The organism is Streptomyces rectiverticillatus, assembly GCF_013394065.1.
GTDB lineage: Bacteria > Actinomycetota > Actinomycetes > Streptomycetales > Streptomycetaceae > Streptomyces > Streptomyces rectiverticillatus.
In genome coordinates this window covers 6,175,110-6,192,996 of record NZ_CP040752.1, presented here as the reverse complement: position 1 = coordinate 6,192,996, position 17,887 = coordinate 6,175,110, and the positions used below count along the sequence as shown (strand labels likewise).

Below are 17,887 nucleotides of genomic sequence, written 5' to 3'. Positions count from 1 at the left end.
AACCATGCCATCGGAAACATGCTCTGCTCGGATATAGGGCAAATGTGAACACGACCTGGTGAATGCCGTGTTGTCATCCGCTCTGACCAGGAAGGCCGTGCCCATGCCCAAGCCTCGCGCCGATGCTCCACGGCCCATCGCCATCGTGGGGGCTTCATGCCGTCTGCCCGGCGGCGTCAACGGTCTCGATGACCTGTGGACGGCGCTGCGGCAGGGACGCAACCTGGTCGGCAAGGTTCCGGAAGACCGTTTCGACGTGGACCTGTTCGTGGACCCGGCCATGCCACGGCCTGGCAAGAGCTATACCGCGGCCGGAGGCTTCCTCGACAACATCACGGACTTCGACGCGGGCTACTTCGGCATCTCGCCCAAGGAAGCCGCGCACATGGACCCGCAGCACCGCCTCCTGCTGGAGCTGACGGCGGAGACGTTGGACGATGCCTCGATTCCGCCGGCTTCCCTGGCCGGCAGTGACACCGCGGTCTACATCGGCATCTCGGACGCCTCCTACGGAGCCCTGCAGATGCAGGAACCACGGATGATCGGCCCCTACACGATCTCCGGGGTGGCCTCCTCGATCGCCGCCAACCGGCTCTCTCACACGTTCGACCTGCACGGCCCGAGCATGGCGGTGGACACCGCGTGCTCCTCCTCGCTGGTCGCCCTGGACCGGGCCTGCCGCACCCTGTGGGACGGCACCAGCCGTACCGCCCTGTGCGGCGGGGCGAATATCCTGATCAGTCCGTACATCTACGTCGGCTTCTCGCAAGCCGCGATGCTGTCGCGGCACGGGGCATGCGCGTCGTTCTCCGCCGATGCCGACGGATTCGTCCGGGCCGAGGGCGGCGGCATGGTGCTGCTCAAACCGCTCGACGACGCCTTGGCCGACGCGGACCGGGTGCTCGGCGTGATTCTGGGCAGCGGCAGCAACTGCGACGGCAGGACGATGGGACTCTCCCTGCCCGACGCCGAGGCCCAGGAGGCCCTGCTGCGGCGGGTGTACACGGACTTCGGAGTACACCCGGACGAGCTGGTCTACGTCGAGGCGCACGGCACGGGCACGCCCGTGGGCGACCCGGCGGAGGCCCGGTCGATCGGGCGTGCACTGGGCGTTCGCCGGATCAGCGGGGAACTGCTGATCGGCTCGGTCAAGACCACCGTGGGCCACCTCGAGCCCGCCTCCGGCATGGCCGGGCTGTGCAAGGCACTGCTGGTGCTCAAGCACGGCATGGTGCCGGCCTCCCTGTACGCCGGCAATCCCCACCCGGGCATCGACTTCACCGGTCTCGGTCTCCGTCTGGCCGATGAGAACCGCCCACTGCCCGCCACTGACCGTCCGGTCGTCGGCATCAACTCCTTCGGCTTCGGCGGTGCCAACGCCCACGTCATCGTGGCGGCCGCCCCGCCCGCCCCCGAGCACCCCGCGAGCCCGGTGCCTCCCGAGGGCCTGCCCGTCGTGGTCTCCGCCCGTACCCCGCGGGCGCTGGGGGAAGCCGTCTCCCGGATGGCCGACCACCTGGCCACGACCGCCCTGGAGGACTTCTACGACCTGGCGTACACCTCCTGCCGCCGCCGCGCCCTGCACGAGTACCGCGCCGCCGTCTTCGCCCACACCCCCGCGCAAGCGGCGCGGCAACTGGCCGACCTCGCCCGAGACGACTCCCGGCGACCGGGCACGGCGGTCGGCGCCGGCCGGATCGCCTTCGTCTTCGCCGGAAACGGATCCCAGTGGGCGGGCATGGCGGCAGATCTACTGGAAGCCGACCAGGTCTTCCGCGAGACGATCGCGGAAGTCGACGCCGAACTGGCCCCGCGGCTGGGGTGGTCCGTCGCCGAGCAGCTGGCGGCTCCGGCCGAGCAGTGGCCTCTGGAGGCGACAGAGGTGGCCCAGCCCCTGCTGTTCGCCGTACAGCTCGGCATCATGGCTGTGCTGCGCGCCCAAGGGGTGCGCCCCGCCATGGTGGTGGGTCACAGCGCGGGCGAGGTGGCCGCGGCCTACGCGTCCGGGGCCCTCTCCCTCGGCCAGGCCGCCCGCCTGGCCGCCGTGCGCGGTCGGACGCAGGCGAGGGCCGCCGGCAGCGGGCGGATGGCCGCGGTCGGCCTTGATGCCGAGCGAGCGGCCGAGGACCTGCGGTCCTTCGGCCGGGGGCTGGAGATCGCCGGGGTCAACGGCCCCAGGGACGTCACCGTCGTCGGCACCGCCGCCGCGCTGACCGACTTCGGCGCCGCCCTGCGGGAGCGCGAAGTCTTCTTCCGCGATCTGGGCATCGAGTACGCCTTCCACAGCCGGGCCATGGACGCGTTGCAAGAGTCCTTGAAGGACGGCCTCGTGGGGTTCGAGCCCGCCGCGGCGACCGTTCCCTTCTACTCCACGGTGACCGGCGCCCAGACCAACGGACAGGACCTGGACGCGGACTACTGGTGGAGCAACGTGCGCCGACCGGTGCGCTTCAAGGACGCCGTGGAGCAGATGCTCGAAGACGGAGCCGACGTCTTCCTGGAGATCGGCCCGCACCCGGTGCTGCGCGCCTATCTGCGCCGCATCGCCGAGACGCGCCCCCGGACCACCGTGGCGGTGGTGCCGACACTGCACCGCCGGTCCGACGGGCCGCTCGCCCTCGCCACGGCCCGCGCCGCCCTGATCGCGGCAGGCGCGCATACCGACTGGGACCGGTACTTCCCGCGGCCCGGCCGGGCGGTCGCCCTGCCCGCCTACCCCTGGCAGCGCGAGCGCCACTGGGGCGGCGGCAAGGAGCAGTGGACGCGAGGCAGCAAGCGGGAGCATCCGCTCCTCGGAGCACGGGTGGAAGCACCCCTCCCGACCTGGGCCGGTGCCGTCGAACCGGCCGTCGTGCCCTGGCTGACCGGCCACCGCGTGGCCGGCACGGTCCTGGTGCCGGCCACCGCGTTCGTGGAAATGTGCCTGTCGGCCGGAAAGCTGGTGCTGGGCACCGACGTCGAGGTCGAATACCTCGACATCGCCCGGGGGCTGGTCGTGCCATGGGAGGACGCCTCCGGCACTCGTCTCCAGACCGTGCTCAACCCCGATGACGGCACGGTCCTCGTCTCCAGCGGTGAACCGCACGCGGCCGGCACGCACATCCGTGCCCGGGTCCGCACCCTGCTGTCCCGGCGCCCGGCGGCCACGGACCCGGACGCCTGGCGCGCCCGGTGCACCGAGCGGATCGAGCCGGATCACTTCTACGCCTCGTGTGCGGGCGTGGGCCTGTGCTACGGACCCGGCTTCCAGGTCCTCGACGAACTGCACACAGGGCAGGCAGTGGCCTTCGCGCGCTATGCGCATGACGCTCCCGGAAACCCCTACACCGTCCATCCGGCCCTCCTGGACGGGGCGTTGCAGACCGGCGTCGCGCTGCTCCTCGGCCGGCTCGACGCGGGCCTGACGTACCTGCCCTGCAGCATCCGAGCCGTCCGCGTGTGGGCCACCCCGTCGACGACGGGCTGTTTCACGGTCCGGGAACGGTCCCGCACACACGAAGAGGTGTGCTGGGACATCCTCGTCACCGAACCGGACGGCACCGTCACGGTACAGCTCGAAGGCTGCCGTCTGCGCCGCGTCACCACCGACCGCAGCCGGTCGCCGCAGGTCACGCACACCGTCCTGCGTGCCGCACCGCACCCGGAGGAGCCGGCCGTCCCTTCCCCGCTGCCCGCGCCGCACGAGCTCGTCGCCGCCTGTGCCGGGGGCATCGAACGGTTGCGTGCCGACGGGCGCGAGCTGCGCTGGGACCGGTTCCTTCCGCTCGCCGTCGAGCACTTCCTGCGCGCCTTCGTCTCCACGGTCGGCCGTGCGCTGCCCGACCCGGCGGCCCCGTTCACCGCGGAGGACCTCGCCGCGGCGGGTTTCGACGCGGAAAAGTACCGCCGTCTGGAACGATGGGTGGCGCCGGAACTGGTGAAGTCCGGGCTCGCCGAGCGGCGTCCGGACGGCCGGCTGTGTCTGACCGGTGCCCACACCACGCCCGGGGCCGGTGGGTGGGAGATCGTCGACAGCGGCCCGGGGCACAGTGTGGAGCTGGCGCTGTTCGCTCACCAGGCCCAGCGCCTCGAGGGCATCCTGCGTGGCGCCGGGGATCCGCTGGATCTGCTGGTCGAGGACTCCACCAGCAAGGTTCTGGAGCTGTTCTACGACATCGCGCCGTTCTGCCGCTTCCACAACCGCATCGCCCAGACGCTGGTCCGGGAGATCGTGCGGCGCTGGCCCACGGACCGCCCCCTGCGGATTCTGGAGGTCGGCGCGGGCACCGGGGGCACGGCGGCCGCCCTGTTGCCCTTGCTTCCGGCAGACCGTACCCGCTACCGCTTCACCGACATCTCCACGTACTTCCTGCCCCGGGCCCAAGCTCGCTTCGCCGCGTACGACTTCGTCGAGTACCGCACCTTCGACCTGGACGCGGATGCCGCGGAGCAGGGCTACGGTGCGCACTCCTTCGACCTGGTGGTGGCCGCCCATGCGCTGCACGCCGCGAAGCACCTGCCGGACGCCCTGCACAGGCTCTCCGCCCTGCTGGCGCCCGGTGGCCATCTCCTCGCCATCGAGCCGCACACCGAAGACCTGCCTCTGCCGATCTTCGGCACGCTGGACAGCTATCACACACGCGTCGACACCGATGTGAGGCCGGAGTCACCGCTGTTGTCCCGGGATCAGTGGCCCGGGCTTCTCGCGGACTGCGGATTCGCAGAGGTCGCCCAGACCGGCGACGACCGGGCCCCGGCACGCGACGGCAGCTCCGTCATCCTCGCCGCCACCCCGGCCGGACAGCTGTGCACCGCACCTACGGCAGCCCTGCCCGCTCCCCGGGCCGACACCCACCACCTGGTCGCTGCCGCGGCCGACGCGGTCACACCACTCGCAGGCGCCGTGGTCGAGGCCCTCGCCCGGGCGGGGGGCACGGCCGTCGGTCCGGTGGTGGCGGGTTCCACCGAACAGGACTGGGCCCGCCTGCTCGGCAGTGCCGCCCCGCAAGCAGGCACGCTCGCCGTCAGTCTCCTCCTCGGCCCGGCGGACGAGCGCGCACCGGACGGCATCGCGCGGCACACGGCTCATCAGCTGGAAACCCTGCGTGCCCTGGCCGCCGCCTGCCAGGAACTGCCCGACGCCGTCCGCCCGGAGATCTGGCTCGTGTGCAGCCACAATCCCGCTCCGGCCACGGGCGCGGAGCCGGACGAGGTCCCGCCGGTCGCCGCGGCCTGGTGGGGCGCGGCCCGCTGCCTGGCGAACGAGCATCCGGAGCTGCACAGCCGGAGAATCTCCCTGACCGCCGCCGACGATCCGGACGCCGACGCCCACAGGCTCGTCCGCGAGCTCTTCGACCCCGGTGCGGAGGACGAGATCGTCCTGACGCGCCACGGGCGGTTCGTTCCCCGCGAGCAGGTCCGCCCCGTGGCCGCGCCCCTGGCCGTGCCAGCCGGGCAGGATCGCACCTTCACTTTGAAGGTCACCAACCCCGGCCTGTCCTACCGGCTCTCCTGGCAGGAGACCGACCTTCCCCGGCCCGGCCCCGGGCAGGTGCTGATCCAGGTCAAGGCCGCCGCTTTGAACTACCGCGACATGATGCAAGTGGTCGGGCTGCTGCCGGAGGAGGTGTTCGAAGGCACGAGCTTTACGCAGGGCTATGGGGTGGAAGGAGCCGGCGTCGTGGTCTCCTGCGGCGCGGGAGTCACCGACTTCAAGCCCGGCGACCGGGTCGCCGGGTTCGCGCCCGCCTTCCTCTCCTCTCACACCCTGGCCGACGCCCGGCCCATCTGGCGTATCCCGGACGGCTTCCCCATGACCTACCAGGAGGCGGCGACCCTGCCCGTGGCCTGCGCCACGGTGCAGTACGCGCTCGGCACCCTGGCCCGACTGCAGCCGGGGGAGACGGTGCTCGTGCATGGTGGAGCGGGGGGCGTGGGCCTGGCAGCGGCCCGGTACGCGGCGGCGCACGGCGCACACGTCATCGCCACCGCGGGCAGCAGCGTCAAACGCAGTCTGCTGCGCAGCCTCGGCGTGGAACACGTTCTGGACTCACGCAGCCTCGACTTCACCGAAAAGGTGAAGGAGATCACCGGCGGCAAAGGCGTCGACGTCGTCCTCAATTCCCTTGCCGGTGAGGGCATGGTCCGCAGCCTCGAACTAGTCCGCCCGGGCGGCCGCTTCATCGAATTGGGCAAGCGTGACCTCTTCGAGAACAAGCCACTGCTGCTGCGCCCGTTCCTGAACAACATCGCCTTCTTCGGCATGGACTTGTCCAAAGTGCTCGCCGATCCGCCCAGCGCCACCGTACTCCTCGCAGAGGTCGCCGAGGCGGCTCTGCGAGGAGGCTTCCGTCCGCTGCCGCACAGCGTCTTTCCCGCGGCACGCGTTGCCGACGCCTTCCAGCTGCTCCGGCATTCCCGCCACGTGGGAAAGATCGTGATCGCCTTCGACACCTTGGACGAACCGCCCCTGGTGGAGCCCCTGCGTCGCGCCCCGCGCCTGGACCCGGAGGGCACGTATCTCGTCACCGGCGGTACCGGCGGCTTCGGGGCGGCGACCGCCGCATGGCTGGCCGACCTCGGTGCCAGGCATCTGGCCCTGGTCAGCCGCCGTGGACCCGAGGCTCCGGAGGCGGACGCGGTCCTCGCCGGGCTCCGGCAGCGCGGTGTGACGGCCACCGCCCACGCGGCCGACGCCGCGGATCCGGCGGGGATGACGGAACTCGTCGCCCGCATCGACGCCGGCGGGCACCCCCTCCGGGGGGTCGTGCACTGCGCCATGCACCTGGACGATGAGGACTTCCTCAAGCTCGGCACCGAGCGGATGAGCGCCGTGCTGCTGCCGAAGATCGCCGGAGCCACGGTGCTGGACGTCCTGACCCGCGACCGCGAGTGCGATCTGTTCCTGCTGTATTCCTCGTTCGTCACCACGCTCGGCAATGTCAAACAAGCCCCTTACGTGGCCGGCAATCTCTACCTCGAAGCCCTCGCCCGGCAGCGGCGCCGCGCCGGTAAACCGGCTCTGGCCATTGCCTGGGGCCCGATCGCCGATGTGGGGTTCGTGGCCCGGAATCAGCTGGCCACGGTCATGGCGGGGATGGGCTTCGAAGCAGTGCCTCCGGCCGAGGCCTTCGCCGCCGCCGAGGCGCTCCTGGGCACGGGTGCGGTGGTCGCCTCGGTGACCAGCGCCGACTGGAACCGAGCACGCACGCTCTTCCCGACGGCAGGCAGCCCGCGCTTCTCCGACCTGGTGCCGGAGGCCGCCCACGACGACGGATTCAGCAAAGAAGAGCTGGTGCGTACCCTCGGCCAAAGGTCCAGGAAGGACGCCCTGGCCTACTTGACCGGCCATCTCGCGGGGCTCCTGGCCGACGTCCTGCAGATGGACGTCAACGACATCGACCCGCACGCACGCGTCGACAGCTACGGCCTCGACTCCCTCATGGGCGCCGAGTTGCTGGTCAAGGTGCACAACCGCTACGGCATCGAGATTCCGCCCATGGAACTGCTGCGCAACGCCAACAGCACCCTCGCCGACGTCGCTCGACTCGTCTACGTCCGATTCGGCCTGAACCCGGACGAGAACGCCCCCGAGCCCATGTCCCGGGCCGGGACCGGTCAGCCGTCCTCACACTTGCCGCACCAATCCCAGGACCGGACTCGGGACGCCATCGGCCAGTGAACCGCCGCCGTCGCAGCGAACATGCAAAGCACCCTCTGACCTGGGATTTCTCCCAGGTCAGAGGGTGCTTCCACGTGTCGGGACGGCGGGATTTGAACCCACGACCCCTTGACCCCCAGTCAAGTGCGCTACCAAACTGCGCCACGTCCCGGTGCTTGCCCGGCCCGGGCTTTCGCCCTTGCCGACCGCGCACGAGAACAATACCGCACTTCACGGGGTGATCGCGCACGGCTTCCATGGGGCGATCGGCACGGAATGTTCTTTTTGTGCGGCTTGGCGGTGGCTGTCGCCCCGGCCGCCCCGCGCGGTGTTGACCGCCCTCCCGCCCCCCGTGGGACCATCGGGCTCCCGACGCCGCTCGCGCTGCGCTGCAACTCCCCCGGCCCAGGAGGACAGTTGGCCACCTCGGACGTTCCGGCCCCTCGTTCGCCCCTCTCCTCCCCCTCCCCCTCCTCATCCCCGTCCCCCTCCGCCCTCTCCCGGCGCAGGTTCCTGCAGGCCGCGGCCGGGACCGCGGCGGTGGCCGGGGTTGCGGGGGCGCTGCCGGCGGCGGGGGCCGCGGCGGCGCCTGCCGGGGGCGGGGGCGGGGTGCTGTCCTTCATGGCCGCCACCAACGGGGCGGCGAGCCTGTCCCCCGCCGGGGACCGGCTGGTCGCCGAGGTGCAGAACGTGCTGTGGTCCCTGCCCCGCAAGGGCGGGGAGGCCGTCGCCATCACCCCGGCCGATCTGGAGCCGACCCGGCCCGTGCACTCGCCCGACGGCCGGCGGCTGGCCGTCTGCGCCTACCGCGGCGGCGGCTTCCACATCTGGACGCTGCGGCCCGACGGCAGCGGGCTGCGGCAGGTCACGGACGGGCCGTGGGACGACCGCGGGCCCGCCTGGTCGCCCGACGGCACGCGGATCGCCTTCGCCTCCGAGCGGGGCGGCGACCCGGTGACGGGCAGCCCGTACCGGGTGTGGGTGGTGGACGTACGCAGCGGTGCGCTCGCCCAGGTCACCGGGGTGGGCGGGCAGGAGGGGCCGCTGCAGGACGGCGCGTGGGAGGACTTCGACCCCGTGTGGTCGCCGGACGGCTCGCGGCTGCTGTTCGTCCGCGCCCGCGTCGCCGGGACCGCGCTGGAGGCCCGCACGATCGCGTCCGTCCCCGCCGACGGGCACGGGCCGGTGCGGGCCGAGCACACCGAGACCGAGGCCGCGCAGGTCATGACCCCGGCCGTCGCGCCGGACGGGCGCCTGGCCTACCTGCGGACGACCGCCGCGCCCAAGGCCGGCTGCACCCTGGTCGTCGGCGGTGCGCCCGTCCCGGTCGACGGGGACGTCGAGCCCGTCCCGCCCCGCTGGGTCTCGGCCGGCGAGCTGCTCCTGACCGTCGGCGGCACGTTCCGGGTCGTCCGCCCGGAGGCGCCGCAGGACGCCCGCGTCATCCCTTTCCTCGGCCGTCTGCCCGTCGCCCGGCCGCGCTACCGCACCAAGCGGTACGACCTCGACGGCGGCGGCGTGCACGGCGTCCGCTCCCTGCACCTCCCGGCCCTCTCGCCCGACGCCCGCCGGGTCGCCTTCGCCGCGCTCAATGCGCTCTGGGTCGCCGACGTCGCGGGCGGGCGGCCGCCGCGCCGGGTCGTGAAGTCCGATCCCTCGCGTTACGTCTTCGGGCCCGTCTGGAGCCCCGACGGCCGGTCCCTGGTCTATGCCGACGACCGCGGCGGCCTGCTCGCCGCGCGCCGTCACGATCTCGCCTCCGGCGAGGAGACCGAGCTGGCCGGGGGCGGCCGCGCCTACCCCGTCCTGTCCCCCGACGGCCGGCGGCTAGCCGCCCTGGACCTGACCGGCGGGCTCGTGGTGCGCGACCTCGCCGCCGGCACGGACCGGGTGCTCGCCTCCCCCCTGGGCGGCGGCGGGCTGCCGGGCAGACCGAGCTGGTCCCCGGACGGGCGGTACGTCGCCCTGTGCGACCGCAACCGGCTGAACCAGCGGTTCCGTGAGGGGTACAACCTCATCCGGGTCGTCGACACGGCCGACGGCAGCGCCCGCCTGCACGCGCTCGCCCCGCACACCTCGATCGCCGACCGCTACGACTGCGGGCCCGTCTGGTCGCCCGACGGCCGCCACATGGCGGTGATCTCCGAGTCCGCCCTGTGGCTGCTGCCGGTGCGGCCCGACGGCACCCCCGACGGCGAGCCGCGCCGGCTCACGGACGGCGCGGCCGATCACCCCTCCTGGTCGGGGGACTCCCGGAAGATCCTCTACCTGGCCGCCGACGGCCGGCTGCGCCTCCTCGACGTCCACGACGCGTCCACCCGTACGCTCCGCATCCCCCTCGACTACCGGCGCCCGGTCCCCGCCGACACGGTCGTGCACGCCGGCAGGTTCTGGGACGGCACCGGGGAGGCCGTCCGCGAGGACGTCGACCTGGTCGTCCGCGGCGGGCGGATCGACGCCGTCGAGCCCCACCGGGCGCGGCGCGCGGCCGTCCGCACCGTCGACGCCTCCTCCGGCACGGTGATCCCCGGCCTGTGGGACGCCCACACCCACCCGTACCAGAACACGTACGGCGGCCGGCAGACGGCGCTGCAGCTGGCCTACGGGATCACCACCGCGGTCTCGTTCGGCGGCGGCGCCTACGAGCAGGCGCGCATCCGCGAGGCCGTGGCGGCGGGCGAGCTGGCCGGACCGCGGATGCTGACCACCGGGGAGCTGCTCGACGGCTCGCGCGTCGCGTACAGCATGGGCCGGGCGCACCGCACCCGCGAAGGGCTGCACCGGTCGCTGTCCCGCGCCGCGGCCCTCGACTGGGACTTCGTCAAGACCTACGTCCGCGCGCCCGGCTGGGTGATGGAGGAAGCGGCCCGTTTCGCGCACGAGCGGCTCGGGGTCCGCGCCGGCAGCCACCTCCTCTCGCCGGGCGTCCAGCTCGGCCAGGACCTGACGACGCATCTGCAGGCCACGCAGCGGCTGGAGTTCGGGCACGCGACGACCGCGTCGGGGCGCGCCTACCAGGACGTCGAGGAGATCTACACGCGCAGGGACTTCCACCTCGTCGCCACGATGTTCACCTCGGTGCCGCTGCTGGGCGAGGCGCCGGCCCTGGCGCAGGACCCGCGGGTGACGAAGCTGATGCCCCCGTGGGACGTGGAGGTCGTCCGCCGGACCGCGGCCGCCCGGCCGACCGCCGACCAGCTGGCCACCCTCGAGCGCGAGATCGGCGTCTACCGCCGGGTGCTGGCGGGCGGCGGCACCGTGGCCCTGGGGACGGACGCGCCGCTGGTGCCCGTGGGTCTCGCCCTGCACCTGGGGCTGCGGGCCCTCCACCGCTACGGGCTGTCCGCGGCGCAGGCGCTGCGGACCGCGACCGTGCTGCCCGCGCGGGTCTTCGGCGCGGACCGGGACCTGGGCACGCTGGAGCCCGGCAAGCTCGCGGACGTGACGGTGGTGGACGGCGATCCGTTCACGGACTTCGACGCGCTGGTGCGGACGGCTTCGGTGCTGCGCGGCGGGGTGCCGTTCGAGCAGGCGCGGCTGGTCGCGGCGTACGGAGCGGCCGGCGCTCCGGCGGCACCGCCCGGGGTGCGGGCCGCCGCCGACGCGTGGCTCGCCGTGTCGCGGCAGCTCCGGCGGGACTCCTGCTGCGACGTGGAGCTCAACCTGTGACGGTGCGCTGATCCGGACCCCCGGGCCCGGTACGGCACCGCCGGTCACGTCGTGGGGGTTACGCACCGCTGCGGCGGGACGAAGAGCTGCGGACGGACGCCGCGCCGCCCGTTCCCGTTCTCCGCCGCAGCGGCGCGTGACCACCCGATACGCGTGCGGCGGTGCCGGACCGGCCCGGGCGCCCGCCGCTCACGCCCGCAGGGAGACCTCCCCCACCGCGGCAGTCGCCGCGCCCCGCACGAGCGGGTCCGCCGCCGGGCGGACCGCCACCGCGCGCCACCACGGGTCGGCCGGCAGGCCGTCCGCCGGTTCGAACGGCTGCCCGGGTCGCGGGATCGCGATCCGGGCCCCGTGGCGCGCGGCCGCGGCGAGGGAGCCCTCGGCGGGCTCCTCCCAGGGGTGCGGGGCGAGGTTGAAGGTGCCCCAGTGGATGGGCAGCATCACTCCGCGGGAGGCGTCGCCCTGCAGGTCGGCGTGGGCCTGCAGGCCTTCGTCCGGCGTCATGTGGATGTCCGGCCAGAACTCGGAGTAGGCGCCGATCTGGATCATGGTGGCGTCGAACGGGCCGTACTGCGCGCCGATGTCCGCGAAGCCGGGGAAGTATCCGGTGTCGCCGCTGTGGAAGATCCGGTGCTCGGAGCCGGCCACGACCCAGGAGGCCCAGAGGGTGTGCTGGGTGTTGCGCAGCGCCCTGCCGCAGAAGTGCCGGGCGGGGGTGGCGGTGAAGGACAGGCCGGCGGCGCGGGCCGTCTCGTGCCAGTCGAGCTCGGTGATCCGCCCGGCCGACACTCCCCAGTGTTCGAGGTGGGCGCCGACACCCAGCGGTACGACGAAGTGCGCGCCGGTGCCGCGGGACAGGGCCCGTACGGTCGCCATGTCCAGGTGGTCGTAGTGGTCGTGGGAGATGACCACGGCGTCCACGGGCCCGGTCTCTCTCAGCGGCACCGGCACCGGGTGCAGGCGCTTGGGGCCCGCGAAGGCGAAGGGGGAGCAACGCTCCGACCAGACGGGGTCGAAGAGCACGCGGGCGCCGTCGATCTCGGCCAGCACGCTGGAGTGGCCCATCCAGGTCAGCCGCAGCCCGGAGGTGGCGGGGACGGCGAGGTCGGCCACGGTGGTCGGGTGGACCGGTACGGTGCCGCCCGGTGCCCGGCGGGCCCGCTGCTCCGCGCGGAAGTACGTGGGCAGGAACTTCAGCAGGGCGGCCGAGGGGGTGCGCTCGGCGCCGACGGGGTTGGTGAACACGCCGTCGGCGAAGTTCGGTGACCGCCGGATGCGCGCCATCCGCTCCCCGGACGGGTCCGCGCCGAATGCGGCCGGGCGCAGGGCGTCGAGCGGTGAGCTTGTCGGGCGGGAGCCGGTCACGGCACCTCCAGGGCGAATGCGGCCAGGTCGTGCCATTATCCGCCCCGCCCGGCGGGCTCGCGGCGGCCCCCGGGCGACGGCCGGGCTGCCTCTTCTTGAGGTGTCGGTGAACTTCCGGCTGCCCGCGCCTCCGGGCTCACCCCCGTGATATGAGCCCGGACGCGCGGCCGGCGCAGTGCCGGGGATCCACTGTGCAGGGTCGCGCGCGCAGATGCACGTGAATTTTCCCGTGCAGCATTGCCACCGGCCTTCTGTGCAGGGCTTCTTCCGAACAGCACACGAAATCCCCGCATGGTCTTTTCAGAGCCCACTCACACGGAGGGTGAGGTTCAGCCGGCCGGTGAGGCCGAGCGCGGCGGGGCCGGTGCCGGGACGGGTGCGCGGCACCCCGTGGAAGGCGAGGCGCGAGGGGCCTCCGAAGACGAAGAGGTCGCCGCTGCGCAGCTCGACGTCGGTCCAGGGGCGGCCGCGGCCGGCGGGGGTGCCGAAGCGGAAGACGCAGCTGTCGCCGAGGCTCAGGGAGACGACCGGGGCCGTGGACTCCTCGTCCGCGTCCTGGTGCATGCCCATCTTCGCGTGGGCGTCGTAGAAGTTGACCAGGGCGATGTCGTACGCGGCGGGCTCCGGCTGCGTGCCGTACGCGTCGGCGACGGCCTGCACGGCCATCCGCCCCAGCCACCCGGGGAACGGCTTGACGGGTGCGCCGTCCCCGTCCACGACGGTGCGGGCGTAACCGTAGGGGTACCAGTGCAGGCCCAGGCAGACGGTGCGCACGGACATCCGCCCGCCGCTCGGCATGCGGACGGTCCGCAGGCCGGCCGGGGGCCGCGCCCACGTGCGGCAGGCGTCGAGCAGGCGCTGCTGGGCCGCGAGGTCCAGCCAGCCGGGGACGTGGACCGCTCCCGGGGCGACCTCGGTCCGGGGCCGGGGGAAGAGCTCGTCGTCCATGCCGTCCAGCCTAGGACGGCTCCGGCGCCCCTCCGCCGGCCCTCCGCCGGACGGTGTGACGACCGTCTCACCGGGGCGGCGGCGCGGGATGTCACGGATCGGCGGGTCCGGTCCGTCGTACGGGCACAGGCAAGCACACCCCGTCCCGATGGAGGACCCGCCATGGCCAGGATCTCGCTCACCCCGCACCGCACCCCGCTGATCCGGCTCGTGCAGTGGTACAGCAGGCGCACCTACGGCAAGGTGCTGGAGCCGCTCATGGCCGCCGCCCACAACCGGCGCGTGCTGCTCACGACGTCCCGCTTCGAGATGTCGCTGGCCCGCTGGAACAAGCTCGACCCGCAGCTGAAGGCGCTGGCCGAGATGGCGTCGGCGGCGGCGATCGGCTGCTCGTGGTGCATGGACTTCGGCTACTGGGTCAACCGCGGGCACGGGATGACGCACGAGAAGCTGCGCGACATCCCGGTGTGGCGGGACAGCGGCCTGTACACCCCGCTGGAGCGCGACGTGCTGGAGTACGCCGAGGCGATGACCGCCACCCCGCCGGCCGTCGAGGACGACCTGGCGGAGCGGCTGCGGCTGCGCCTGGGCGACGCCGCGTTCGTCGAGCTGACCGCGATGATCGCGGTGGAGAACCTCCGCTCGCGCACGAACGCGGCGCTCGGCCTGCACAGCCAGGGCTTCAAGGACAGCTGCGAGATCCCGGCCCGCCCGCAGGCGGACACGGCCCCGGCGGCGGGCTAGCCCTCACCGCCGACTAGCCCTCACCGCCGGCTAGCCCTTGCGGCCCACTCCCCCGTAGAAGATCGTGTCGTTGAGCTCCGCCGGGCCCGGGACCGGCCCGTCCGGCCGCCACAGCGGCACCCGGACCAGCCCCGGGTCCAGGAGCTCGAAGTCCCCGAAGAGCGGCTCGACGGCGGCGCGGTCGCGCAGGTTGAGGCCGGCGGTGGCGTTCCGGTACGTGCCGACGACCCGGTCGCGGGCCTTGACGTCGGTGTAGCCGTCCGCGTACCCCTCGTACGGCTCGGCCGTGGCGTGGGAGAGCACGAGGTGGCTGCCGGCGGGGAGCGCGTCGGCGAAGGCCGCGACGATGCCGGCGGGGTCCTCCTCGTCGGTGACGAAGTGGAGGACGGCCACGAGCAGCAGGGCCACCGGCTCGCCGAAGTCGATCAGCTCGCGCACCTCGGGGCGGGCCAGGATCGCCGCCGGGTCGCGCACGTCGCCGAGGACGAAGCCGGCCTGCCCGGTGCCGGTGAGCTTGGCGCCCGCGTGGGTGGCGACGATCGGGTCGTTGTCGACGTAGGCCACCCGGACGTCCGGTGCGACCTCCCGGGCCACCTCGTGGGTGTTGGGCGAGGTGGGGATGCCCGTGCCGATGTCGATGATCTGCCGGACGCCGCCGCGGACGACCTCCCGCACGGCGCGCTGCAGGAACGCCCGGTTGGCCCGGGCGGAGAGCCGGACCTGCGGGTGCGCCTGGATGACGTGCTCGGCGGCCTGCCGGTCGACCTCGTAGTTGTCCCAGCCGCCGAGGTAGTAGTCGTACATCCGCGCCGGGTGCGGCCGGCTGGTGTCGATGTCCTCGGCCGCGAAGCCCTGCTGGCTCATGCGGTGCTCCGTTCGGTTGGTTGCGCGGTAGGGGGTGACGCCGCGGCGCACCGGCGGCCCGGGCCGCCCGGCGGTGCCGTGCACGTGCCCTGCGGGGTCATTCGCAGGCGGCGCCGGAGCCGGCGAGCAGGAAGTCCGCCGCGCCCGCCTTGGCGCCGTTGATGAAGCTCTCCATCTCGTGACGCGTGTAGATCAGCGCGGGGCCCCCGGGGTCGGTGGACTGGCGCAGGGCGATCCGGCCGTCGCCCAGCCGCAGGGCCTCGACGCACGAGCCCCCGTTGCCGCCGCTCCACGGCTTGCTCCACCCCTCGGTGCCGAGGTCGGTGGCGGGCATGCCGTTGTAGATGCGATCCATGGTTCAGATCTCCTTACGAATCCCACCCAGGATTGCCTCGGTGGTGTGTGCCGGCGCGGCCTGCGCGCACATGCGGTCCAGCGCCTCCAGGAAGGCCGAGACGTCGTCGCGCTGGTCGAAGTACGAGGCGCCGACGAGGTTTTCGGCGTAGGCGATGTCCGGCAGCTCCGGGAGCGGGAACCGGAAGATGTGGAACGGTCCGTACATCGCCGGGTGCGGCCCGGCGGCGAACGGCATGATCTGCAGCCGTACGTTGGGCATGGCGGTGGCCTCGGCGAGGCGGGCGACCTGCTCGCGCATGATGTCCGGCCCGCCGATGGGCCGGCGGAGCACCGTCTCGTCGATCACCGCCCACAGCAGCGGCGCGCCCTCGCGGGTCAGCAGCGACTGGCGCTCCCGGCGGACGGCGACCGCCCGCTCGACGTCCGCCTCCGGGGCGTGCGGCATGCCGGCGCGGAGCACGGCGCGTGCGTAGCGCTCGGTCTGCAGCAGGCCCGGGACGTAGTGCGGTTCGTAGGCCCGGATGAGGTTGGCCTCGCCCTCCAGGCTGACGAACGCGCTGAACCACTCGGGCAGGACGTCCCGGAAGCGGTGCCACCAGCCGGGGCGGTTGGCCTCGCGGGCGAGGGCGAGGAAGCCCTCCACCTCCTCGGCGTCGCTCACGCCGTAGACCCGCAGGAGCTTCTCCACGTAGGGGAGCTTCAGGCCGACTTCGGCCTTCTCCATCCTGCGGACGGTGGCGTGGGTGACGTCGAGGGCGCGGCCCGCCTGCTCGTAGGAGAGACCGGCCTTCTCCCTCAGGTCGTGCAGCCGTTTGCCGAGCACGACCCGCAGGACGGTCGGTGCGCCCGCCGGACGCGCTTCCGCCACTGTTCTCCCCCTCCATGCCCGCCGGTTGTCATATGCCCGCAGTCTGTCACGCACCCCCCGGAGCCGACAGACTGACCTGACGATTCTGCAATTTGCAGATTGAACCTTGCCACACATGAGCCGTATCGCACATAGTTACGGCGTGGTCCCCTCCCATGACGCACCTTCGCTCGGGCGCTTCGGCTGTTCCATGGCCGTACGTCTGCAGGACGCCTTCCACTTCCCGGCTCGTGGCGCCTCGGTGGCAGCCGCGCGAAAACGGGTCCTCGCACAACTGCGGGAGTGGGGCATCGACGAAGTGGCGTGCGACGACGCCCAATTGGTGGTGTCCGAGCTCTTCACCAACGCGGTCCGGCACACGGACAGCGCGAACGTCAGCTGTCAGCTGAGGGTGCTCGGTGCGCATCTGCGCATAGAGGTGGGCGACCAGGGCCGCACCCCGACGGAGCCGCGGGCCCGGTGCAGCGGGACGGACGAGGAGAGCGGCCGGGGCCTGCTGCTCGTCGGCGCGCTGTCGCAGGCATGGGGGGTCCGGCCCGACGACAGCGGCCGGGGCCGTGTCGTCTGGGCCGACCTCGCCGCCGGGCGGCTCTCCCCCTGAAAGGCATCCCGGCGGCCCGAAAGGCGCTACAGCGGCAGGAGATCCGGCCGCTTGGGCTCCACGTGGTCCCCCGAGGACTCGCCGCGCAGCCGGCGGCCGATCCACGGCACCAGGTGCTCGCGCGCCCAGTGGATGTTGTCGCGCCGCACCTCGGCGGGCGAGCGGTGGTCCTCGTCCGGCCAGGCCTGGTCCGGGTCGGCCGGCACCTCCAGGCCGAGCACCTGGGCGGCCCGCAGGGCGACCCGCGTGTGCCCGTCGGGCGAGAGGTGGAGCCGGTCGTCGCTCCACGCCCTGCGGTCCTGCACCGAGCGCAGCGACCACAGGTCCAGGACCGGGCAGCCGTGCCGGTCCGCGATGGCCCGGACGTGGGCCGTGTACGTCGCGATCTTGCCGCGCAGGTGCCGCAGCACGGGCATCCCGCGGGTGTCGAAGCCGGTGCACAACAGGACGGTGCCCACCGAGGAGGCCAGCTCGGCGACGGCCTTCTCGTAGCGCTCGGCCACGGCGTCCGGGTCGCTGCCCGGGCGCAGGATGTCATTGCCGCCCGCGCAGAATGTCACGAGGTCCGGGCCTAGCTCCTTCGCCCGGGGCACCTGCTCCGCGACGATCTGGTCCAGGAGACGGCCGCGCACGGCGAGGTTGGCGTAGCGGAAGTCGTGCTCGGCGCGCTGGTCGGAGAGGAGTACGGCCAGTCGGTCGGCCCAGCCGATGAAGGTGTCGTCCGGACCCGGGTCGCCGACGCCTTCGGTGAAGCTGTCCCCGACGGCTGCGTACGACCCGATCGCGCTCTTGCTGAATGAATTCGAATCGTCTGCCACGTCGGTACATCTTT

General features: G+C 73.1%; 10 protein-coding genes and 1 tRNA gene. 4 read left to right on the top strand and 7 right to left on the bottom strand.

The genetic code is table 11. The annotated features are described in order from the left end of the window. Nucleotides 1-103: 103 nt before the first annotated feature. The gene (locus tag FGW37_RS26900) at nt 104-7,660 is read left to right on the top strand and encodes a type I polyketide synthase (RefSeq protein ID WP_179083408.1); all 7,557 of its coding nucleotides are present in this window, start codon (nt 104-106) and stop codon (nt 7,658-7,660) included. Nucleotides 7,661-7,737: 77 nt separating this feature from the next. On the opposite strand, the gene FGW37_RS26895 is transcribed toward FGW37_RS26900, so the two are convergent. Beyond that, nucleotides 7,738-7,811: transfer RNA gene (locus FGW37_RS26895), tRNA-Pro, on the bottom strand. Nucleotides 7,812-8,056: 245 nt separating this feature from the next. On the opposite strand from FGW37_RS26895, the gene FGW37_RS26890 reads away from it, so the two are divergent. Next, on the top strand, nt 8,057-11,308 hold the full coding sequence (locus FGW37_RS26890) for an amidohydrolase family protein (RefSeq protein ID WP_425506597.1): 3,252 nt from the start codon (nt 8,057-8,059) through the stop codon (nt 11,306-11,308). A 189-nt stretch (nt 11,309-11,497) separates the two neighbouring features. Here the strand turns inward: FGW37_RS26890 and FGW37_RS26885 are convergent, their stop codons facing one another. Together FGW37_RS26885 and FGW37_RS26880 are read right to left on the bottom strand one after the other, a co-directional pair. Further along, a complete protein-coding gene (locus FGW37_RS26885) occupies nt 11,498-12,673 on the bottom strand; it encodes an MBL fold metallo-hydrolase (protein WP_246430583.1) in 1,176 nt (391 codons plus the stop codon). Nucleotides 12,674-12,973: 300 nt separating this feature from the next. Then, nucleotides 12,974-13,621: an alpha-ketoglutarate-dependent dioxygenase AlkB family protein gene (locus FGW37_RS26880; RefSeq protein ID WP_179083405.1), complete on the bottom strand. Its 648-nt coding sequence runs from the start codon at nt 13,619-13,621 to the stop codon at nt 12,974-12,976. Nucleotides 13,622-13,783: 162 nt separating this feature from the next. Between FGW37_RS26880 and FGW37_RS26875 the strand changes: the two genes are divergently transcribed. Beyond that, nucleotides 13,784-14,365, top strand: coding sequence for a carboxymuconolactone decarboxylase family protein (locus FGW37_RS26875; RefSeq protein WP_179083404.1), 582 nt, complete (start codon nt 13,784-13,786; stop codon nt 14,363-14,365). 30 nt (nt 14,366-14,395) lie between these two features. Here the strand turns inward: FGW37_RS26875 and FGW37_RS26870 are convergent, their stop codons facing one another. The 3 genes from FGW37_RS26870 to FGW37_RS26860 all read right to left on the bottom strand — a co-directional run bounded on the left by FGW37_RS26870 (nt 14,396) and on the right by FGW37_RS26860 (nt 16,454). Further along, nucleotides 14,396-15,229: an SAM-dependent methyltransferase gene (locus tag FGW37_RS26870; RefSeq protein WP_179083403.1), complete on the bottom strand. Its 834-nt coding sequence runs from the start codon at nt 15,227-15,229 to the stop codon at nt 14,396-14,398. 97 nt (nt 15,230-15,326) lie between these two features. Beyond that, entirely contained in the window at nt 15,327-15,584 is a 258-nt protein-coding gene (locus FGW37_RS26865; RefSeq protein ID WP_058042627.1) for a DUF397 domain-containing protein, read from the bottom strand. A gap of 3 nt (nt 15,585-15,587) precedes the next feature. Then, nucleotides 15,588-16,454, bottom strand: coding sequence for a helix-turn-helix domain-containing protein (locus FGW37_RS26860; RefSeq protein WP_179083402.1), 867 nt, complete (start codon nt 16,452-16,454; stop codon nt 15,588-15,590). Nucleotides 16,455-16,569: 115 nt separating this feature from the next. Between FGW37_RS26860 and FGW37_RS26855 the strand changes: the two genes are divergently transcribed. Next, complete coding sequence (locus FGW37_RS26855; protein ID WP_079110191.1) at nt 16,570-17,055, top strand: ATP-binding protein; 486 nt, start codon at nt 16,570-16,572, stop codon at nt 17,053-17,055. A 26-nt stretch (nt 17,056-17,081) separates the two neighbouring features. Here FGW37_RS26855 and FGW37_RS26850 read toward each other — a convergent pair whose 3' ends face one another. Next, nucleotides 17,082-17,873 carry an SGNH/GDSL hydrolase family protein gene (locus tag FGW37_RS26850; protein ID WP_058042624.1) on the bottom strand — a complete coding sequence of 264 codons (792 nt, stop codon included), beginning with the start codon at nt 17,871-17,873 and terminating at the stop codon, nt 17,082-17,084. Nucleotides 17,874-17,887: the final 14 nt, after the last annotated feature.